The organism is Nocardioides sp. R-C-SC26 (genome assembly GCF_021246465.1).
GTDB lineage: Bacteria > Actinomycetota > Actinomycetes > Propionibacteriales > Nocardioidaceae > Nocardioides.
This window is the reverse complement of the sequence record NZ_JAHRHK010000004.1, coordinates 108155-128842: the sequence shown is the minus strand read 5'-3', so window position 1 is coordinate 128842 and position 20688 is coordinate 108155. Positions and strand designations below refer to the sequence as shown.

Below are 20688 nucleotides of genomic sequence, written 5' to 3'. Positions count from 1 at the left end.
AGGACCTTCGAACTTAGGACAGCCTTGCTATCCCCGGTTTCGCTCCCGGCGGCAAGATGGCCCGAGGACCTCCAGCCCGGACCCCCTGCCGGAACGTCCGGATGCACCCCGCCTTCGACAACCTGAGGAGATGTGGCCGGTGGCCAGCAAGAACAGCTTCGGTGCCAAGAGCACGCTCGACGTGGACGGCAAGGCCTACGAGATCTTCCGTCTCGACGCCGTCAGTGGTGACGGGCTCGACGTCGCGAGCCTGCCGTTCAGCCTCAAGGTGCTGCTGGAGAACCTCCTGCGCGCCGAGGACGGCGCCGACATCACCGCCGACGACATCAAGGCGCTCGCCGGCTGGGACGAGAACGCAGACCCGGACAAGGAGATCCAGTTCACGCCGGCGCGCGTGATCATGCAGGACTTCACCGGCGTCCCCTGCGTGGTGGATCTGGCCACCATGCGCGAGGCGATGGCCGACCTCGGTGGCGACGCCACCAAGATCAACCCGCTCGCGCCCGCCGAGATGGTCATCGACCACTCGGTGATGGCCGACGTCTTCGGCACCGCCGACGCGTTCGAGCGGAACGTCGAGATCGAGTATGAGCGCAACCGCGAGCGCTACCAGTTCCTGCGCTGGGGCCAGGGAGCCTTCGACGACTTCAAGGTCGTCCCGCCGGGCACGGGCATCGTGCACCAGGTCAACATCGAGCACCTGGCCCGCACCATCTTCACTCGCGAGGTCGACGGCGAGCTCCAGGCCTACCCCGACACCTGTGTCGGCACCGACTCCCACACGACCATGGTGAACGGCATCGGCGTCGTCGGCTGGGGCGTGGGCGGCATCGAGGCCGAGGCGGCCATGCTCGGCCAGCCCGTCTCCATGCTCATCCCGCGGGTGGTCGGCTTCAAGCTCAACGGAGAGCTCCCCGAGGGTTCGACCGCGACCGACCTCGTGCTGACCATCACCGAGATGGTGCGCAAGCACGGCGTCGTCGGGAAGTTCGTCGAGTTCTACGGGCCCGGCGTCTCGGCGCTGCCGCTGGCCAACCGCGCCACCATCGGCAACATGAGCCCTGAGTTCGGCTCCACCATCGCGGTCTTCCCGATCGACGAGGAGACCATCAAGTACCTGGAGCTGACCGGCCGCTCGGCGGAGCAGATCGCCCTGGTCGAGAGCTACGCCAAGCAGCAGGGTCTGTGGCACGACCCGTCGGCCGAGCCGCGCTACTCCGAGAAGCTCGAGCTGGACCTCGCCACCGTGGTGCCGAGCCTGGCAGGCCCGAAGCGTCCGCAGGACCGCGTGCCGGTCTCCGATGCCGCGACGGCCTTCGCCTCCGACCTGCCGACCTACACCGAGAACACCGACGCGTCGGTGACGGTGACGCTCGAGGACGGCACCTCGTTCGAGCTGGAGAACGGTGCGGTCACGATCGCCTCGATCACCTCCTGCACGAACACCTCCAACCCGTCGGTGATGATCGGCGCCGCGTTGCTGGCCAAGAACGCCGTCGACAAGGGCCTGATGCGCAAGCCGTGGGTCAAGACCACGCTCGCCCCGGGGTCGAAGGTCGTCAGCGACTACTACGAGAAGGCCGGCCTGACGCCGTACCTGGACAAGCTCGGCTTCAACCTCGTCGGCTACGGATGCGTCACCTGCATCGGGAACTCCGGCCCCCTGATCCCCGAGGTCTCGGCCGCGGTGAACGAGCACGACCTCGCCGTCGTCTCGGTGCTCTCGGGCAACCGCAACTTCGAGGGCCGGATCAGCCCGGACATCAAGATGAACTACCTGGCCTCACCGCCACTGGTGGTCGCCTACGCCCTGGCCGGCTCGATGAAGGTCGACCTGTTCAACGACTCTCTGGGCAACGACACCGAGGGCAACCCGGTCTACCTCAAGGACATCTGGCCCAGCCCGGCCGAGGTCGAGGACACGATCCGCCAGGCGATCAACTCCGACATGTTCGACGAGTCCTACGCCGACGTGTTCGCCGGCGACGACCGTTGGCGTTCGCTGCCCACGCCGGAGGGTGCGACGTTCACCTGGGATCCCGCCTCGACCTACGTGCGCAAGGCGCCGTACTTCGACGGGATGCCCGAGAGCCCCTCGCCGGTCACCGACATCGACGGCGCTCGCGTGCTGCTCAAGCTCGGCGACTCGGTCACCACCGACCACATCAGCCCGGCCGGCGCCATCAAGAAGGACTCCCCGGCCGGCCTCTACCTCACCGAGAACGGTGTCGAGTCGCGCGACTTCAACTCCTACGGCTCGCGCCGCGGGAACCACGAGGTCATGATCCGTGGCACGTTCGCCAACATCCGCCTGCGCAACCAGATCGCGCCGGGCACCGAGGGCGGCTTCACCCGCGACTTCACCGCGGACGACGCGCCCGTGACCACGGTCTACGACGCCTCGGTGGCCTATCAGGACGCCGGCATCCCGCTCGTCGTCCTCGCGGGCAAGGAGTACGGCTCGGGCTCCTCGCGCGACTGGGCCGCCAAGGGCACCTCGCTGCTCGGCGTCAAGGCCGTCATCGCGGAGTCCTACGAGCGCATCCACCGCTCGAACCTGATCGGCATGGGCGTCATCCCGCTGCAGTTCCCGGCGGGGGAGAACGCCGAGTCGCTCGGCCTGACCGGCGAGGAGACCTTCTCGATCTCGGGCATCACCGAGCTCAACGAGGGCCGCACGCCGAAGACGGTCAAGGTGGTGGCGGAGGGTCCGAACGGCACGGTCGAGTTCGACGGCGTCGTGCGGATCGACACCCCCGGCGAGGCGAACTACTACCGCAACGGCGGGATCATGCAGTACGTGCTGCGCAACCTGCTGAAGGGCTGATCGAGCCCGACGCTGAAGAGCGCCCGACGCGAGCGCGGTGACCGAATGGTCGCCGCGCTCGCGGCATTTCGCCGCCGATGAGGCGGGGCGAGCAGGGATGATGGCGTCGTGACCCCTCGTCGTGCGCTCCCGTCCCTGTTGCTCGCCTGCGCGATGGCGCTGAGCGCCTGCGGCGGATCGGACGACGACCCCGGCGGCGACGCCGTACCGACGCCGTCCGCGACGGCATCGTCGAGCGCCCCGGTGGGTGAGTCCACCTCGCCGTCGCCGTCGGCGACCGCATCGGCCGAGCCGTCGCAGTCGCCCTCGGCCGACCCGGCGCCGTCAGGCGAGGTCGACCTGACCAAGCCGCCCCGCACCTATGCCGAAGCGCTCGCCCATGCCGCGCAGATCGAGACCGCACCCGAGCGCGTCGACCGTTTCGAGACCAACGACGGCACGTACTGCGTGCTCGAGTCCGAATTCCTGCCGTTCTCGTGCGAGCTGGCGCGTGGCGGAATCCCGGCCCCCGAGGTGTGCGGGGACGGTCCGAGCCAGAACGTCGGCCGGATCGAGGTCGTCGACGGCGTGCCGCAGCCGGTCTGCAACACCGACACCATCCGCGAGCCGGACGCCGTCCGGCTGGCGGTCGGCGGCGCGGCGATGTCGACGTCCGGCGTGGGGTGCTGGCGCGAGCGGTTCGGAGTGACGTGCGTGGATCCGGTCGCCGAGGTCGGGTTCTTCCTGGCACCTGGACGCTACGAGGTGTTCAGCGCCTCTTAGTGGCACGTCCGGGAGGTTCTGATGCGCTTCGCGCACCCCCGGCACGCACCCGGCGGCGTTGCCGACGCGTGCGGGACAACCCGGTATGGCAGCGCGCCGTCGCCTTGCGCTGCACGCACCGGGAGCACGCCAACCTTCTCGGAAACTCGGACGCACCACTCGTGGTCGGAGAGCGGGCCGCGACGGCTACGAGGCGGTGGATAGGTTGAGGACATGCTCGTGGCCTTCAGCATCAGTCCGTCCAGCGGTGACGCCGACGGCGGTGTCGCGCCCGCCGTCGCCGAGGCCGTCCGGATCGTGCGTGACTCGGGTCTTCCGCACCAGACCGACGCGATGTTCACCACCGTCGAGGGCGAGTGGGACGAGGTGATGGACGTGGTCAAGCGCGCCGTCGACGCCGTGGCCGCCGGCTCGCCACGTGTGGGCCTGGTGCTGAAGGCCGACATCCGCCCGGGACGGACGGGTGAGATGACGGCCAAGGTCGAGCGCCTCGAGCGGGCTCTCGTCGCGCGTGACGCGAGAGTGACCCCGTGAGCGATCCCACGCCGTTCCACTCGCCCGAGCCCACGAGGGCGTCGCCGGAGGTGCCCGGTGCTCAGGGCCGACGATCGCGGACGCCGCTCGTCCTCGCCGCGGGCGCCGCGGTCCTGGCGGTCGGGATCGGCGCGACGCTCCCGTTCGTCCTCGACGACGGTAGCGACGTCGTCGGTACCGGCTCGACCTCGTCCGCAGGCGGCGAGCAGTCGCCGTCGAAGGATCTCGCCGCCGTCGAGGTGTTCGACGATCTCCCCACGACCCACACCGACGAGAAGGTCGACTACGCCCAGTCGCCGCCGGTCGGCGGCCCCCACCTCGGAGTCTGGCTCGACTGCGGCGTCTTCGACGACCCGGTCCCGGACGAGATGGCGGTGCACGACCTGGAGCATGGGGCCTTCTGGTTCACCTACGACCCTGACGAGTTGGACGACGACGAGGTCGCGACCCTCGAGGCTCGACTGCCGAGCAACGCGATCATGTCGCCCTATCCCGGCCTGCGATCGCCCGTCGTGGTCACCGTGTGGGAACGACAGCTCGCGCTGACCGGCGTGGACGACGTCAGACTCGGGCTCTTCCTGGAGGAGTTCGCCGGGGGCACGACGGCGCCGGAGCCGTTCGCCTCCTGCGCAGGAGGCGCCACCGAGGCGGAGCTCGACGCGCTCCGGGGAGTCGTCCCGTCCTGACGCGGACGATCGCGCGGTGATCGGTCAGGGCCGGAGAGCGTCGGCCCATCCGAGGCGCCACACGGCGACGCCGCGCAGGCCGAGCTCGCCGGCGAGTGCCAGGCGGAGCCGGTAGGAACGTCCATCGCTCCACCAGAGCACGGCGCCGCCGGGCAGCCGGGCGGACCACTCGCCCGCGACGCGGTGCCACCGAGGCGTCACGCCGGCGCGCTCGACACGCCGTCGGGCGCCTGGGGCCGAGTGCGCACGTCCGCCGTTGCCTTCCCAGGCGTATCCGTATCCGGCTACGCCCAGGTCGAGCTGGTGGGCCGGGACCGACTCCAGCGCCGCGGCCATGGCTCGGCGCTGCCAGGGCAGCGCGCCGATCGGCCCGGGTGGGGACCAGCCGGGCCCGTGCTGGTCGTAGGCCATCACCACGATGACGTCGGCGACGTCCGCCAGGCGTGGCAGGTCGTAGCCGCGCGCGCGGTAGCCGGCCGTGGAGGTGGCGGCGCTGACGTCGAGGGAGACCGTGCGCTCGGCCGGGAGCACGCGCTGGAGGCGATCCAGCAGGGAGACGAGGCCGGCCGCGTCCGAAGCGCGGACGCGTTCGAGATCGACGTTCACTCCGCCCCAGCCCTCGCGCACCACGCTCCGTGCCATCGTGCGGGCCACGCGGGTGATGGCGCGGGTGCTGCTCAGCAGACGATGGGCGCGGGCCGGGTCGAAGGACTCCGTGGCGTTGCTGTAGTTGCTGAGGATCAACTCGGTGCTCAGCCCTCGCGAGGCAGCCTGACGTCGGACCCGGCGCATCGCGTCGGTCGTCGGAGCGATGCCGCGCCCGTCGGCGCGCAACGCGACGCCGGCGACGATCACGCGGTCGAGGGCCTCGGCGTCCCGCGCGACCACCCCGCCGCGCAGGCTCCCCAGTGCGAAGCCGGTCACCTGGGGTGGGGCGACCGCCACTCCCACCGTGACACCGTGCGTCTCGTCGTCGGCCGAGGCGGGTGCGGCGTGGGGAAGCCCGGCCACGATGAGCGCAATCGCCGCCAGGCCGAGGGTGCGGGGCAGGGACATGCGCCCACTGTGCCCGAGTAGCGTCGTCGATGTGCCCTCCTTCGCGTGCGTCCTGCTCGTCGATCGTCGGGGTCGGCTGCTCCTCCAGGAGCGTGACGAGTTCGCGCCGATCGATCCCGAGCGCTGGGGGATGTGCGGTGGGCATCTGGAGGAGGGGGAGAGCCCGGCCGACGGTGCCCGGCGAGAGCTCGCCGAAGAGACGGGGCTGGTTCTGCCGGCGTCTGCACTGCGTGCCTGGCGCACCTTCGGGGTGTTCCACGAGCACTACGGGACGGTGGACGACGTGCACGTCTTCGTCGGCGGCGTCGAGCTCGACGACGACGACATCGAGTGCCACGAGGGGCGTCGCATCGTCTTCGTCGACCCGGCCGACCTCTCCGATCTGGCATTGACCCACTCGGCGCAGCAGGCGGTGCCGGCCCTGCTCGCCGATGCGGTGTATCCGGCGTTGAGAGGCGACCTGCTTGGATGACCGGATGAGCCTCACCGTCATCCCTGTGCCAGGTCCCGGTGCCGAGGACGTCGTCGTCGCGACGCACGGTCCCGACGCCGGAGCGGTCTTCACCGGTACCGAGGACGGGTCGATCTTCCGGGTCAGCCAGGACGGCGGTCACGTCGACCGGATCGCCTCGACCCAGGGTCGGCCGCTCGGGCTCGAGTTCGCACCCGACGGGCGGCTGCTCGTGTGCGATGCCCACCGCGGCCTGCTCTGGGTCGACGTCGAGGGTGGCGCGGTCGAGCTCATCGCCGCCGGCGTCGACGGCGTGCCGGTGCGGTTCTGCAACAACGCCGCGATCGCGGATGACGGCACCATCTGGTTCTCGGACTCCTCCACCCAGTTCGGCATCGAGGAGTGGAAGGCCGACTTCGTCCGCAACACGCGCACCGGGCGACTCCTGCGCCGTGACCCCGACGGCTCCGTGCACGTCGTCGTCACCGGCCTCGCCTTCGCCAACGGCGTGGCACTCGCCGCCGACGGGTCCTTCGTCTGTGTGGCCGAGACCGCTGCGCGCACAATCGTGCGGTACTGGATCAGCGGCCCGCGAGCGGGCATGCGGGACCGCCTCTGCGCGGGCCTGCCCGGCTATCCCGACAACATCAGCCGCGGGAGCGACGGCCTCATCTGGGTCACCATCGCCAGTCCGACGGACCCCGTGGTCGAGCGGTTGCAGACCAGCCCGATGGCGCTCCGCAGACTGGCGACCAAGCTGCCCGACCGTCTTCAGCCCGCGCCCCAGCGCACGGTCCGTGTCCAGGCCTTCGACGCCGAGGGTCGCCTCGTGCACGACCTCGATCTCGACGGCGACCGCGAGGGGTCGCGCTACCACATGGTGACCGGCGTCCGGGAACACGACGGGCGGGTCTGGCTCGGCAGCCTGCACGAGGCGGCGGTCGCGGTGTGGGACCTGTGAGCCGGACCGGCCCGGGCCCCGTTCTCGCCGTCACCTCGTAGACTCTTTTCTTATGTCCGTCCTGGCCTCGATCACCGAACCCCGTGACCTCCGCGGCCTCAACGACGACCAGATGACCACGCTGGCCGCCGAGATCCGCGACCTGCTGATCCGGACGGTGGCGACCAACAGCGGACACCTCGGTCCGAACCTCGGCGTCGTCGAACTGACGCTCGCGATCCATCGCGTCTTCGACTCACCGCGCGACAAGGTCGTCTTCGACACCGGGCACCAGTCCTACGTGCACAAGCTGGTCACCGGACGCGTCGACGACTTCTCCACGCTGCGGCGCGAGGGGGGCCTCAGCGGCTACCCGAGTCGGGCCGAGTCGCCCCACGACCTGGTCGAGAACTCCCACGCGTCGACGGCTCTGAGTTACGCCGACGGCATCGCCAAGGCGTTCCGCATCCGCGGGGAGGACCGCCACACGGTCGCGGTGATCGGCGACGGCGCGCTCACCGGAGGCATGGCCTGGGAGGCCCTGAACAACATCGCGATCGCCGACGACAGTCGGCTGGTGATCGTCGTCAACGACAACGGCCGCTCCTACACCCCGACGATCGGCGGCCTGGCCACCGCGCTCACCTCGCTACGCACCCACCCCCGCTACGAGCATTTCCTCGACCTGGTCAAGCACCGCCTGACGTCGGTCAAGGGTGTCGGCCCGGCCGCCTACGACGCGCTCCACGCGATGAAACGCGGCGTGAAGGACGCACTCGCTCCGCAGGGCCTCTTCGAGGACCTCGGGCTCAAGTACGTCGGACCGATCGACGGGCACGACCGCCCCGCGATGGAGCAGGCGCTCGCTCAGGCCAAGCGCTTCGGCGGACCCGTCATCGTGCACGCCATCACCCGCAAGGGCTTCGGCTACGACCCCGCTGAACGTCACGAGGCCGACCAGTTCCACGCGCCGGGGCCCTTCGACGTCCAGACCGGGGCGGAGAAGCCCAAGGGCCCGATTTGGACCGACCACTTCGCCGAGCACATGGTGCAGCTCGGTGCGCGTCGTCGCGACGTCGTGGCGATCACGGCGGCGATGATGCATCCCGTCGGCCTGGACCGGTTCGCCGCCGCCTATCCCGACCGCACCTTCGATGTCGGCATCGCCGAGCAGCACGCCGCCACCTCGGCCGCAGGTCTGGCGATGGGTGGCCTGCACCCGATCGTCGCGGTCTACGCGACGTTCCTCAATCGAGCCTTCGACCAGGTGCTGATGGACGTCGCTCTCCATCGCTGCGGTGTCACGTTCGTGTTGGACCGCTCCGGCGTCACCGGCGACGACGGTGCCAGCCACAACGGCATGTGGGACATGTCGATCCTGCAGGTGGTCCCCGGGCTGAGGCTCGCAGCGCCCCGCGACACCGCGCGGATGCGCGAGCTCCTCGACGAAGCCGTCCTCGTCGACGACGCTCCCACGGTCGTGCGCTTCCCCAAGGGGCCGCCGCCGGACGACATCCCCGCGATCGACCGCGTGGGTGGTGTCGACGTCCTCGTGCGGAAGGGTGCTCGCGACGTCCTGATCGTCGCGGTCGGATCGATGGCCGAGGTCGCGGTCGACGTGGCGGACCGGCTGGCTGCCCAGGGGATCGGCGCCACCGTCGTCGACCCGCGCTGGGTCAAGCCCGTCGACCCCGCCCTGATCGCCCTCGCGCGCGAGCACCGCCTCGTCGTCAGCGTGGAGGACAACGGCCGCGTCGGCGGGTGCGGAGCGACACTGCTCCAGGCACTCAACGACGCCGGAGTCACGACGCCCTTCCGCCTGCACGGCATCCCGCAGGAGTTCCTCGACCACGCGAAACGGGCCCGCATCCTGGAGGAGATCGGATTGACGGCGCAGGCGCTGGCGCGCGGCATCGTCGAGGACGTCGCGCTGGCCGACGTGGCGGTGTCGAGCGACGCGATGCTGCTCGATGCCGACACCACCCGCTGACGAGCCGGCCGGCCCCGGGACGGGCCACCACGGCGAGGAACTGCGCGCCACCAACCTGCGGACCGTCGTGGCGATCACCGTGCTGGCCGCGGTCGTGCTGTGGTGGGTCTTCCTGCGCGATCTCGGCGAGGACCCGGCCCCCTCGGGCGCCGGCGCGCGCGCCGGTGAGCGAACCCCGGGCGCCGGAGACGGTCGCGGGGGCCGAGCAGGGTCGCTGACACCCTCGGACGTCGAGGGAGCGCGGGTTCCGCCGGATCTCGCGGCCGAGTTCGACGCACTGCTGGCGCGCCGCTCCGCTGCGGTGCTGGACGGCGATCGCGATGCCTTCCTGGCCGACATCGACCCGAGCAGCACCTCGCTGCGCGTCACCCAGGGCGGATACTTCGACAACCTGCGACAACTGCCGCTGGACGCCTTCACCTACACCCTGGACCGGGGCAGCCTGGTGCGCGCCGATCGCGGCGGGTACTGGGTCGTGGTCCGGCTGGCCCAGCGGCTGACCGGCTTCGACGCCGTCCCGGCCGAGTCGGTCGACCGGTTCCGGTTCGTCGAGCGTGGCGCTCAGAACGAGGTCGTGCTCGCCTCGGTCACCGACCCGGCCTGGGAGAGCGCCCACAGCGTGATCTCCCAGCCCTGGGAGGAGCGACCGATCCACGTCGAGAGCACCGGTTCCGCACTGGTCGTCACCGACGACGCGACGGTGCGTCACGCGGGCCGGCTCGCGCGCGAGGTCGGCCTCGCGGCGCCCGACGACGGCGCTCGGACGCCGTACGGGTGGGACCGGCGCGTCGTCGTCTTCGCGCTCTCCGACGTCGCGTTCCTCGAGCAGCTGCCGGGTCTGCCGGGCGGAGACCCCGACCGCCTGGATGCCGTGGCCTTCACGGTGCCCGGCACCGACGGCACGCTGGCCGCGACCCGGGTGATGATCCACCCCCGGGTGCTGGCCGAGCGCGCGCCGGCCCGCGAGCGCCTCCTGCGCCACGAACTCACCCATGTCGCCGTCGGCGAGCGCGACGACCGTGCGCCGTCGTGGCTCGCCGAGGGCATCGCGGAGTGGGTCTCGGTCCAGCCGCTGCCCTCCTTCGCGCGCCCGGTCTCGGAGCCGGCCCTCAGCGCCGCACGGCGCGGTGTCTCGGGGATGCCGACGGCCTTCCACGGCGGCGCCGAGGAGGTCAACTACGCCATCGCGTGGTGGGCGGTGGAGTACATCGTCCGGCTGCTCGGCGACGGCGCTCCCTGGTCGCTGCTCGATCTGCTCGCGCGCAGTGACGGCGAGGACGCGGACCAGGTCGTCGAGCGGACGATCGGTCTCTCCGCGGACCAACTCGCGCGCCGCGGTGCGCGGCTGCTGGTCGAGACCTACGACGTCACCACACCCGACGTGGCCGTCTCACCGCCCGTCGGTGGTTGAGGAGCCAGGGCAACGAGCATTGCCTGCGGTGGTTGAGGAGCGAGCGCCGAGCGTTGCCGTCGGTGGTTGAGGAGCGAGCGCAGCGAGCGTCCCGCAACCCGGTGAGACGAACACCTCCCGAGCCCTCGGCGGCCCCCGTCACGTGTGAGGGGCGACACCGCGCGGAGATGGCGGCCGAAGGGGCGTCGGGCCGCGCACTAGGATCGCTGCGTGAGTGGTGAGCGTCTGGTGCACATCGTGGATGAGATCCCGGGCGTCGACGGCCCGATCGGAACGATGGTGCTGGCCCTCGACGGCTTCCTCGACGCGGGCAGTGCCGCTGCGGTCGCGGCGCGTCATCTCGCCGATCTCGACGACGGCGGCTCCGTCGTGGCCACCTTCGACGTCGATCAGTTCCACGACTACCGGGCGCGACGCCCCGCGGTCTCGTTCGTGCGCGATCACTACGAGGCCTACGATGCCCCGAGGCTCGTCGTCCGGCTGCTGCGCGATGCTGGTGGCACGCCGTACCTGCTGCTGCACGGTCCCGAGCCCGACAACCGCTGGGAGGCGTTCACCCGCGCGGTGCGCGAGGTCGTGCAGCGCTTCGACGTCGGCCGCGTGATCAGCCTCGGGTCGGTGCCGATGGCGGTGCCGCATACCCGCCCGATCGCGATGACCGAGCACGCCACCTCGGCGGAGCTCCTCAGCGGAGCCAGCATGTGGAGCGGCGAGCTCCGGGTGCCGAGCAGCGCACAGGCCCTGCTCGAGATCCGGCTGGGGGAGTGGGGCCACGCGGCGCTCGGCTACGTCGCGCACATCCCTCACTACCTCGCCCAGCTCGAGTACCCGCGCGCCTCGCTCGCGCTCCTGGAGCAGGTGGAACGCGCCGGTCGGCTCACCGTCGACGTCGGCGACCTGCGCGCGGCGGCGGAGGAGCGGGAGGAGGAGGTCGCGCGCTACCTGGCCTCCAACACCGAGATCGAGGAGGTCGTCGCCTCGCTCGAGCGCCAGTACGACACCTTCGCCGAGGCCGAGCGCAGCGGTGCGAACCTGTTGGCCGAGGACCAGCCGCTCCCGACCGGGGAGGAGATCGGACGCCAGTTCGAGCAGTTCCTCGCCGGTTTGGAAGGCCCTGAGTCCCCCGAGGAGGACGCATGACCCACCACGAGTCGGTCGACCCGGCCGCTGACCTCCTGGATCTGCTCGATCTGGAGAACCTCGACGTCGACCTGTTCCGTGGTCACAACCCGGAGTCCGAGCGACCGCGTGTCTTCGGGGGGCAGGTGGCCGCCCAGGCACTCGTCGCGGGCACCCGCACCGTGGACTCGGAGTTCCACGTGCACTCGCTGCACTCCTACTTCCTGCTGCCCGGCGACTACCACGTGCCGATCATCTACGACGTCGAGCGCATCCGTGACGGTCGCTCGTTCGCGACCCGGCGCGTCGTCGCACGTCAGCACGGCAAGCCGATCTACTACCAGACGCTGAGCTTCCAGCGCGCGGAGGACGGGTACGACCACCAGGACGCGATGCCGGAGGTGAAGTCACCCGACGAAGGGGTCGACATCGTCGCTCTCATGGCCAGGCGCGGCAACGTCGAGGCCGAGCAGCTCGGGAAGGAGTGGGCGGCGTTGGACTGCCGCTTCCTGGGCAACTCCCGCCACGGCCTGCCGGCCGATCCCGATCATCCCGCGCGGGCGCGGATGTGGGTGCGGGTGAAGGGCACCGTGGGTGACGACGTCCGCGACCACAACGCCATGTTCACCTTCGCCAGCGACATCTCGCTGCTGGGCGCCTCGCTCTCGGCGCACGACACCAACCCGGCCGAGACGATGATGGCCTCGCTCGACCACACCATCTGGTTCCATCGACCGTTCCGGGTCGACGAGTGGTGGCTCTACGACCAGCAGTCCCCGTCGGCCAGCGGCGGCCGTGGTCTCTCGCTCGGCCGGATCTTCACCCAGGACGGCGTTCTCGCCGCCACGGTGGCTCAGGAGGGCGTGATCCGGCCCCGTCGCTGACGGGCGACGGCACGACGTCCGCGTGGCCGCCGATGGTCGAGCCTCGAGATCGTGGGATCGCGATGGCCCGACCATCGGCGGCGTCCGTGAGGCCGTTGCGCCTCAGAGCGCGGTGGTGCGCCCCACCAGGTGCGGCGCACCGCTGCCCGGCTTGGTGAGGCCGAAGGCGAATCCGCCCTCGACGGGAGTGCTGCCGAAGGCGACAGCACTCGGCAGCAGCACGGGGCGCTTGAACGCGACGTCGACGCGCACCGCGTCGGGAAGCCGGTTCTCCAACGCCGCCACGCAGCGCGCCATGGTCCACATGCCGTGCGCGATCTGGCGCGGGAAGCCGAGCGCCTTGGCGGTCACCGGATAGAGGTGGATCGGGTTGTGGTCGCCGGAGACGGCCGCGTAGCGGCGCCCGAGATCGCCGGGGAGCCTCCACACCGTGCCGCTGGGCTCGGCGTCGGGGAAGACCATGCCGTAGGAGGCGTCGTCGTCACCGCGCCCGCGCCGCAGGTAGGCCGAGAGCTCCTCCCACACCAGTTCGCCGTCGGCGTGGATCTCGGTGACGAACTCGTAGACGGTGCCCTTGGGGTGCGCCACCGGCGCGCCCACGCGGGCGCTCACCGTGACGGTCTCGCCGATCGCGAGCGGCCGGTGCTGGGTGATCGAGTTCTCCAGGTGCACGGTGCCGATCGCGGGCGCGGGGAACCCCGGGTCGCTCATGATCGCCATCTGCAGCCCGAACGCCAGCATGTGCGGGTAGGGCAGAGGAGCGGTGTCCTTCTCGGGGAAGCCGCACACCGCCGCGTAGGCGCGCACGTCGTCGCGCTGGATCGTGACCGGCGGACGGGTGAAGGAGAGACCGCCGAAGTCGGCAGCCGACACCTTGCGTACGCCTGGCAGCTCCTTGACGACCGGGATCGAGGGCAGGGCCGCCTTGAGGAGCACGCTGAGGCCGCTCGCCGGCTCGATGGTGGTCGCCACCGGGCCGGCTGCGCTGTCGTTGTCGTCGGACATCGTTCAGGCGCCCAGCATCATCTGGCCGCAGACGCGGACCACGTTGCCGTTCACCAGGCTGGAGCCCGGGTGCGCGTACCAGGCGATGGTCTCGGCGACGTCGACGGGCAGACCGCCTTGCGACATGGCGTTGAGACGCTGGCCGACCTCGCGAGTAGCGAACGGCACGGCCGCCGTCATCTGGGTGATGATGAAGCCCGGTGCGACGGCGTTGATCGTGATGCCGTCCTTGAGCTCGTCGGCCAGGGAGTCGACGAAGCCGATGACGCCGGCCTTCGAGGCGGCGTAGTTGGTCTGGCCGACGTTGCCGGCGATGCCGGCGATGCTCGCGACACCGATGATCGAGCCGAACTTGTTGATCACACCCTGGGCGAGGAGCTCGCGGGTGATCGCCTCGGGAGCGGTGAGGTTCACGGCGATGACCGAGTCCCAGCGGTCCTCGCCCATGTTCGCCAGCTTCTTGTCGCGGGTGATGCCGGCGTTGTGCACCACGACGTCGACGCCACCGTGCTTCTCGCTCAGGTGGTGGGCGATGCGCTGAGGCGCGTCCTTGGCGGTGATGTCCAGCGTCAGCCAGTCGCCGTCGAGCTCCTTCATCAGGCCCTGCAGGTCGCTGGCCGCCTGCGGCACGTCGACTCCGACGACCGTGGCACCGTCGCGGTGGAGGACGCGTGCGATCTGCTCGCCGATGCCGCGGCTCGCGCCGGTCACCAACGCCACCTTGCCGGCCAACGGACGGGTCGCGTCGGAGGACACCTCGCCGACCTTGCCCTTGCCGTGGGCGCCGATGCGCACGACCTGGCCGGAGACGTAGGCGGACTTGGGGGAGAGCAGGAAGCCGAGCGTGCTGGCGACCGCGCCTTCCGCGCCGTCGGCGACGTAGACCAGCTGCACGGTCGTGCCCTTGCCGATCTCCTTGCCGAGGCTGCGGGTGAAGCCCTCGAGCGCCCGCTGCGCCACTCGCTCCGAGCCCGTGAGCTGCTCCGGCGGGGTGCCGATGACCACGACACGGGCGCAGGGCGCCAGGCTGCGCAGCACCGGGGTGAAGAAGTCGCGCAGGGCGCGCAGCTCCGCGGCGTCGGCGAGGCCGGTCGCGTCGAAGACGATCCCCTTGATGCGGCCCTCGGCCGGCTTCTCGGTCGCCGAGGCGATGCCGAGGGTGTCGAGGATGCCCGGCAGCGACTCGACGAGACGTCCCGTGCCGCCGACGAGGACGGTGCCGTCCACCAGGGGGGCGCCGTCGGTGTAGCGCTCCAACTTGGTCGGGTTGGGCAGGCCCAGGTTCTTGACGAGGAGCTTGCCGATCGGCGAGGTGGTGAAGTCCTGGTAACGGTCGCTCATGGGAGACAGATGCCTTTCGGGCTGCGAGATACTCGGTAACTCATAATGAAACTAGGTGTGTAACTCAGTGTCCACATTTCGTGACATGCCCCTCAGTCACTTGGCCGACGACTGGTTACCCGTCAGTATCGTCCCATGATCGAACGCACCCGCCGTGTCGCCATCATCGGCGGCAACCGCATCCCCTTCGCCCGCTCGAACGGCGCGTACTCCGACGCGTCCAACCAGGACATGCTGACTGCCGCCATCGACGGTCTGGTCGCCCGCTACGGCCTCGAGGGCGAGCGGATCGGCGAGGTCGTCGCCGGTGCCGTCCTCAAGCACTCGCGCGACTTCAACCTGGCGCGAGAGAGCGTGCTCGGCTCGAAGCTCTCGCCCGAGACGCCGGCGACCGACCTGCAGCAGGCCTGCGGCACCGGTCTCCAGGCGATCATCCAGGTGGCCAACAAGATCGCCCTGGGCCAGATCGACTCCGGCATCGCGGGCGGAACCGACACGACCTCCGATGCGCCGGTCGCGATCGGCGAGAAGCTCCGCAAGAAGCTGATGAAGGTCAACGCCGCCAAGGACACCAAGGGCAAGCTCGCCGCGCTCGCCAAGATCCGTCCGGGCGACGTCAGCCTGGCGATCCCGCAGAACGGGGAGCCGCGCACCGGTCTCTCCATGGGCGACCACCAGGCCCTGACCGCGCTGGAGTGGCAGATCACCCGGGAGGCTCAGGACGAGCTCGCCGCGACGTCGCACCAGAACCTGGCGGCGTCCTACGAGTCTGGCTGGCAGGACGACCTCGTCACGCCCTTCCGCGGCACCGAGCGCGACACCAACATGCGCGGCGACTCCAGCGTGGAGAAGCTCGCGAAGCTCAAGCCTGTCTTCGGCAAGGGGGAGGCGGCGACGATGACGGCCGGCAACTCCACCCCGCTGACCGACGGCGCCTCGGTCGTGCTGCTCGCCTCGGAGGAGTGGGCCGAGGCTCACGGGCTGCCGGTACTCGCCTACCTCACCGCCTACGAGACCGCTGCGGTCGACTACGTGCACGGTGGCGAAGGCCTACTGATGGCGCCGGCCTATGCGATGGCGCGCATGCTCGACCGGGAGGGGCTGACCCTCCAGGACTTCGACTTCTACGAGATCCACGAGGCGTTCGCCTCGCAGGTGCTCTCCACGCTCAAGGCGTGGGAGGACCCGGTGTTCTCCCAGCAGCGTCTGGGCCTCGACGCCCCGCTGGGCTCGATCGACCGCACCAAGCTGAACGTCAAGGGATCCTCCTTGGGCGCCGGCCACCCCTTCGCCGCCACCGGTGGGCGGATCGTGGCCAACGCGGCGAAGCTCCTCGCCGACAAGGGCTCCGGCAAGGCCGTCATCTCGGTGTGTGCCGCCGGCGGTCAGGGCGTCGTCGCGATTCTCGAGCGACCCTGACCCCAACCATCCGCTGACCCAGCGGCGCGATCCGAGGCCGGACCGGCAGCCACATGCTGCCGATCCGGCCTCGGTCGCTCCCTGAGACGGGCGCCTCAGCCTGGATCCCGGCTCAGCGCGCCGCCGGGATCCTCGGCGCGCTCGTGCGGTTCCAGGGCCAGGTGAGCAGGGCCCAGATCGCGGCGACGATCGCGATCTCGGCGATGACGTAGATCGGCCACGGCCCGAGCAGGTCGAGCACCGAACCGTTGCGGGGCTTCTCGATCAGGTAGCCGTAGTTGGTGTCGGCCACGAGGTTGAAGGCGTAGGCGACGACGACCCACCCGAGCGTCACCAGGAGGGCCTCGCGGTAGTCGCGCCACGACGGCGTCACGCGGAGCCCCCAGACCACGAGGACGGCCGCCCAGACGATGAGCAGATGCAGGGCCCAGTAGGCGAAGTAGCGGAGCTCGGGGAAGTCCTCGCCCAGCGACGGCGTCGCGATGCCCTGCGTCGTCAGGACCAGCCCCCAGAAGTAGGTCAGTGCACAGGCCAGTCGGTTCTGGGTCCACAGGGCGACCGACGCCGCGACCCACGCGAGGTCGCACAGGTGGAGGGGGAGAGACACGCGCAGCTCGAAGTTGGTGGTCAGGTCCACGATCTGGGTCGGTACGAACACGACCGGGATGGCCACGGCCATGACCCGGCTGGCGGTCCGGTGGCCCGTGCGACGCTCACGACGCCCGAGGAGCACGACCGGCACCACACCGACGACGAACACGGCGATCGCGGCGAGATGAGATGCGCTGTAGGGCTCCATCGCGAGTCAGGATAGGGCGCCTGATCGCACGCGGGTGACGAGTCGAACCGCCCAGCCGTCTCTCCTAGAGTGATCGGATGGACACCGCGGCGCCCCGGACCCTGATCGTGATGCGTCATGCGAAGGCCGAGCAGTGGGGCCCCGACGACTTCGGACGGCAGCTCGCCGAGCGCGGGCGCCGGGACGCGGCGGCGGCCGGGCAGTGGATGGCGGCCACGGGCCTGTGCCCCGACCATGCGCTGGTCTCCGGCGCGGTGCGGACGAGCGAGACCTTCGACCACGTCGTTCGCGGCGCGGGGTGGGACCTGGAGCCCGAGCTCAGCCGCCCTCTCTATGCCGCGGACGTCGACAGCGCACTCGACCTGATCAGGCTCACCGACGGCGACGTCAGGGCGCTGCTCGTGGTGGGGCACAACCCGACGGTCGCCTATCTCGCGCAGCTGCTCGACGACGGCGAGGGCGATGCCGCGGCGTCGGCGGAGCTGATCGGCGGCACCTATCCCACGAGCGCTCTGACGACGTTCGACCTGGAGTACTCGTGGCGCGACCTCGCCGCCGGACGTGCCACGGTGCGTGGCTACCACGTCGGTCGCGGTTAGAGCTGCCGCGGCGGCTCAGACCGGTGGCGCCGGCGTCACGATGCCCGCCTCGAGGTCGGCCGCCTCGATCTCCTCGCGGCTGATCCCGAGCAGGTAGAGGATCGTGTCGAGGTACGGCACGTTCACCGCGGTGTCCGCTGCCTCCTGGACGACAGGACGCGCGTTGTAGGCGATGCCGAGGCCCGCCGCGTTGAGCATGTCGAGGTCGTTGGCGCCGTGGCCGATCGCGGCGGTCGCCGCCTCCGGAACGCCGACGCGCTCGGCGAACTCCCGGAGGGCCCGCGCCTTGCCGGCGCGGTCGACGACCTCGCCGACGATCTCGCCGGTGATCACGCCGTCCACGATCTCGAGCTCGTTCGCGCGGGAGAAGTGGATGCCGAGGTCCTCCGCGAGCCGCTCGGTGATCTGGCTGAAGCCGCCGGACACGATCGCGAACCGGTACCCGAGACGCCGGAGCGTACGGACCATCGTGCGGGCTCCCGGCGAGATGACGATGTCGCGGTAGACCTGGTCGAGTGCTCCGGCATCGAGGCCGGCGAGCATCCGCACGCGCTCTCGCAGGGACTGCTCGAAGTCGAGTTCGCCACGCATGGCGCGCTCGGTGATGTCGGCGACCGCGGGCTCGACGCCGGCGTGGGCGGCGAGCATCTCGATGACCTCGCCCTGGATGAGCGTGGAGTCGACGTCCATGACGATCAGGCGCATGCCTCGCCGCAGCAGGTTCGCGGGCTGCACGGCGACGTCGATCCCCTGGTGTGCGGCCTCAGCCGCCAGCAAGCCTCGCAGAGCGTCGGGGTCGGTCCCGGAGACGTGCAGGTCGATCGCGGTGACCGGGTAGCGCGCCATCCGCTCGATCCGGTCGATATTGCCCCCGGTGTCGGCGATCCGACCTGCGATCGCGGACATCGCCGACGCGCGCAACGGGGCGCCGATCACCGTGACGTGCGAGCGACCGTCGCGACGTGTGCGGTTGTCGCCCGACCCCCGCTCGACCTCGACGTTCATGTCCAGTGCCGCGCCGGTGCTGTGGAGCGCCTGCGTCAATGCCGTGGGGTCGCGAGGCGCTGTGACGAGGAGGCCGAGGATGAGCCGGCCCCGCATCACGATCTGCTCGATGTCGACCACCGCGACGCCGGCGTGCGCGAGGGTGGCGAACACCGAGGACGTCACGCCGGGGCGGTCCTTGCCCGAGAGCGTGACGAGCAGAGTGTCGGGGTGCTGGCTGGACATCGGCGACGAGGCTATCGGGGTCTCTGGGCGTGCACCTACTCGGAGCCGTACCGGCTCCCGACTCCAGCAGCGGCGACGTCCGGCGCGGTGTCGCCGGCCGTCAGGGTGGCCAGCCCTCCGGCGAGGCGGCGGCCGTGACGGCTCGCCGGGCCGAGCGGGCCAGGGGCATCAGGGCATCGCGACGCTGCTGGATCTGCGACGCCGAGACCGCTGCACCGTCGTCCAGCAGTGCCAGCTCGACGACGTCGAGCAGTGCGAGCCCACGCGTCATCAGATCGACACACCGCTCCGGGATGCCGCGGGGCGCTGCGACAGGCGTGAGTCGGCGCAGGTTCATCAAGGCGTCGGCCGCCTCGGGTCGCCACCGCGCGACATCGAGCGCGGCGAGGGCGTCGGCGACGACCGGGAGGGCGCTGCGCAGCTCGCGATCGGCCTCGCCGACGTCGGGGACCTGGCGGCGGTCTGCGCGATACGTCGTCCACTCCACGGTCGGCCCGACGTGGCGCGGCACCCACGCGAGACCGGCGCCGAGCACGAGGACGGCGCCGCCGGCGTCGATCGCGGCGTGGTTGAGCGCCGCCGGTCCGCCGAGCCCGACGGGGTCGCTCTCCACCGGATGCGCGGCGCCGAAGGAGTGAGCACCGAGTGCCCTCACCGACGCGGCCGCGCCCAACAGAGCCTCCCCGTCGACGACGTGCGTGACGTCGTCGCCCAGGGCGCCGTCGAGGAAGTCGTCGGGCGAGATCGCACCCCGCAGCCAGGCGGTACCCCACCAGGCGAGTCGGACGCTCACGGGCAACGGGGACTCCACGTCGAGGGAGGATACGGTGACGCCATGCCCGCTGTGCTCGAGCTCGCCGACGTCACCGTGCGCCGGGGGGAGGCGATCCTGCTGGATCGCGTCACCTGGGTGGTCAGCGAAGGTGAGCGTTGGGTGGTCCTCGGACCGAACGGCGCCGGCAAGACCACGCTCCTGCAGATCGCGGCGGCCCAGCTCTTCCCGACCAGCGGCGCCGTCGGCGTGCTCGGGGACCTCCTCGGGTCCGTCGATGTCTTCGAGCTACGCCCTCGGATCGGACTGACCAGCGCCGCGCTGGCGGAGCGCATCCCACGTGACGAGCGCGTGCGCGATCTGGTGCTGTCGGCGGCCTACGGGATCGTCGGCCGCTGGCGCGAGCACTACGACGACCTCGACCACGGGCGGGCTGAATCGCTCCTCGTCGAGGTGGGCATCACCCAGCTGGCCGACAGGACCTTCGGCACGTTGAGCGAGGGTGAGCGGAAGCGGGTGCAGATCGCTCGCGCGTTGATGACGGACCCCGAGCTGTTGCTGCTCGACGAGCCGGCGGCCGGCCTGGATCTCGGCGGCCGCGAGGACCTGGTCTCGACGCTCTCGGTGCTGGCCTACAACCCCGACGCCCCGGCGACGGTGCTGGTCTCGCACCACGTCGAGGAGATCCCACCCGGATTCACTCACGCGCTGATGTTGCGCCAGGGCCGGGTGATGGCCGCCGGGTCCTTCGACGAGGTGATGACCGAAGCGCACCTGTCGGCGACGTTCGGCATGCCGCTCTCCCTGTCGCACGCCGACGGGCGGTGGGCCGCCCGTCGGGGCACGCGGGGCGGGTGAGGGCG

General features: G+C 70.8%; 19 protein-coding genes. 13 read left to right on the top strand and 6 right to left on the bottom strand.

The window, feature by feature from the left end; all coding sequences use genetic code 11:
* The first annotated feature begins 130 nt into the window (after positions 1–130).
* From acnA to KSO97_RS05325, 4 genes are all read left to right on the top strand, one after another.
* Complete coding sequence (acnA, locus tag KSO97_RS05340; protein ID WP_269782015.1) at positions 131–2827, top strand: aconitate hydratase AcnA; 2697 nt, start codon at positions 131–133, stop codon at positions 2825–2827.
* A 108-nt stretch (positions 2828–2935) separates the two neighbouring features.
* On the top strand, positions 2936–3589 hold the full coding sequence (locus KSO97_RS05335; protein ID WP_232676958.1) for a hypothetical protein: 654 nt from the start codon (positions 2936–2938) through the stop codon (positions 3587–3589).
* A 213-nt stretch (positions 3590–3802) separates the two neighbouring features.
* Positions 3803–4123, top strand: coding sequence for a thiamine-binding protein (locus KSO97_RS05330; RefSeq protein ID WP_232676956.1), 321 nt, complete (start codon positions 3803–3805; stop codon positions 4121–4123).
* Positions 4120–4809: a DUF3105 domain-containing protein gene (locus KSO97_RS05325; RefSeq protein WP_232676955.1), complete on the top strand. Its 690-nt coding sequence runs from the start codon at positions 4120–4122 to the stop codon at positions 4807–4809. Before KSO97_RS05330 ends, KSO97_RS05325 begins: the two co-directional genes overlap by 4 nt.
* A 24-nt stretch (positions 4810–4833) precedes the next feature.
* Here KSO97_RS05325 and KSO97_RS05320 read toward each other — a convergent pair whose 3' ends face one another.
* Positions 4834–5865 (bottom strand): glycosyl hydrolase family 18 protein, encoded by a 1032-nt coding sequence (locus tag KSO97_RS05320; protein ID WP_232676953.1) that lies wholly within the window; start codon positions 5863–5865, stop codon positions 4834–4836.
* A gap of 31 nt (positions 5866–5896) precedes the next feature.
* On the opposite strand from KSO97_RS05320, the gene KSO97_RS05315 reads away from it, so the two are divergent.
* The 6 genes from KSO97_RS05315 to KSO97_RS05290 all read left to right on the top strand — a co-directional run bounded on the left by KSO97_RS05315 (position 5897) and on the right by KSO97_RS05290 (position 12660).
* Positions 5897–6337 (top strand): NUDIX domain-containing protein, encoded by a 441-nt coding sequence (locus KSO97_RS05315; RefSeq protein ID WP_232676952.1) that lies wholly within the window; start codon positions 5897–5899, stop codon positions 6335–6337.
* A gap of 4 nt (positions 6338–6341) precedes the next feature.
* Entirely contained in the window at positions 6342–7277 is a 936-nt protein-coding gene (locus KSO97_RS05310) for an SMP-30/gluconolactonase/LRE family protein (RefSeq protein WP_232676950.1), read from the top strand.
* Between the two features lie 52 nt (positions 7278–7329).
* The gene (gene dxs / locus KSO97_RS05305) at positions 7330–9246 is read left to right on the top strand and encodes a 1-deoxy-D-xylulose-5-phosphate synthase (RefSeq protein WP_232676948.1); all 1917 of its coding nucleotides are present in this window, start codon (positions 7330–7332) and stop codon (positions 9244–9246) included.
* On the top strand, positions 9227–10657 hold the full coding sequence (locus KSO97_RS05300; RefSeq protein ID WP_232676947.1) for a hypothetical protein: 1431 nt from the start codon (positions 9227–9229) through the stop codon (positions 10655–10657). Before dxs ends, KSO97_RS05300 begins: the two co-directional genes overlap by 20 nt.
* A 210-nt stretch (positions 10658–10867) precedes the next feature.
* The gene (locus tag KSO97_RS05295) at positions 10868–11797 is read left to right on the top strand and encodes a PAC2 family protein (protein ID WP_232676946.1); all 930 of its coding nucleotides are present in this window, start codon (positions 10868–10870) and stop codon (positions 11795–11797) included.
* A complete protein-coding gene (locus KSO97_RS05290; RefSeq protein ID WP_232676945.1) occupies positions 11794–12660 on the top strand; it encodes an acyl-CoA thioesterase II in 867 nt (288 codons plus the stop codon). Before KSO97_RS05295 ends, KSO97_RS05290 begins: the two co-directional genes overlap by 4 nt.
* Before the next feature lie 102 nt (positions 12661–12762).
* On the opposite strand, the gene KSO97_RS05285 is transcribed toward KSO97_RS05290, so the two are convergent.
* On the bottom strand, positions 12763–13665 hold the full coding sequence (locus KSO97_RS05285) for a MaoC/PaaZ C-terminal domain-containing protein (RefSeq protein ID WP_232676944.1): 903 nt from the start codon (positions 13663–13665) through the stop codon (positions 12763–12765).
* A 3-nt stretch (positions 13666–13668) separates the two neighbouring features.
* Complete coding sequence (locus KSO97_RS05280; protein WP_232676942.1) at positions 13669–15006, bottom strand: 3-oxoacyl-ACP reductase; 1338 nt, start codon at positions 15004–15006, stop codon at positions 13669–13671.
* 135 nt (positions 15007–15141) lie between these two features.
* On the opposite strand from KSO97_RS05280, the gene KSO97_RS05275 reads away from it, so the two are divergent.
* Complete coding sequence (locus KSO97_RS05275) at positions 15142–16425, top strand: acetyl-CoA C-acetyltransferase (protein ID WP_232676940.1); 1284 nt, start codon at positions 15142–15144, stop codon at positions 16423–16425.
* 112 nt (positions 16426–16537) lie between these two features.
* On the opposite strand, the gene KSO97_RS05270 is transcribed toward KSO97_RS05275, so the two are convergent.
* On the bottom strand, positions 16538–17224 hold the full coding sequence (locus tag KSO97_RS05270; RefSeq protein ID WP_232676939.1) for a TIGR02206 family membrane protein: 687 nt from the start codon (positions 17222–17224) through the stop codon (positions 16538–16540).
* A gap of 77 nt (positions 17225–17301) precedes the next feature.
* Between KSO97_RS05270 and KSO97_RS05265 the strand changes: the two genes are divergently transcribed.
* Positions 17302–17823, top strand: a complete 522-nt coding sequence (locus tag KSO97_RS05265; protein WP_232676938.1) for a histidine phosphatase family protein — start codon at positions 17302–17304, stop codon at positions 17821–17823.
* A gap of 15 nt (positions 17824–17838) precedes the next feature.
* Here the strand turns inward: KSO97_RS05265 and serB are convergent, their stop codons facing one another.
* Positions 17839–19053 carry a phosphoserine phosphatase SerB gene (serB, locus tag KSO97_RS05260; RefSeq protein ID WP_232676935.1) on the bottom strand — a complete coding sequence of 405 codons (1215 nt, stop codon included), beginning with the start codon at positions 19051–19053 and terminating at the stop codon, positions 17839–17841.
* 100 nt (positions 19054–19153) lie between these two features.
* The gene (locus KSO97_RS05255; RefSeq protein ID WP_232676934.1) at positions 19154–19864 is read right to left on the bottom strand and encodes a hypothetical protein; all 711 of its coding nucleotides are present in this window, start codon (positions 19862–19864) and stop codon (positions 19154–19156) included.
* 24 nt (positions 19865–19888) lie between these two features.
* On the opposite strand from KSO97_RS05255, the gene KSO97_RS05250 reads away from it, so the two are divergent.
* Positions 19889–20683 carry an ABC transporter ATP-binding protein gene (locus KSO97_RS05250; protein ID WP_232676932.1) on the top strand — a complete coding sequence of 265 codons (795 nt, stop codon included), beginning with the start codon at positions 19889–19891 and terminating at the stop codon, positions 20681–20683.
* Positions 20684–20688 lie beyond the last annotated feature (5 nt).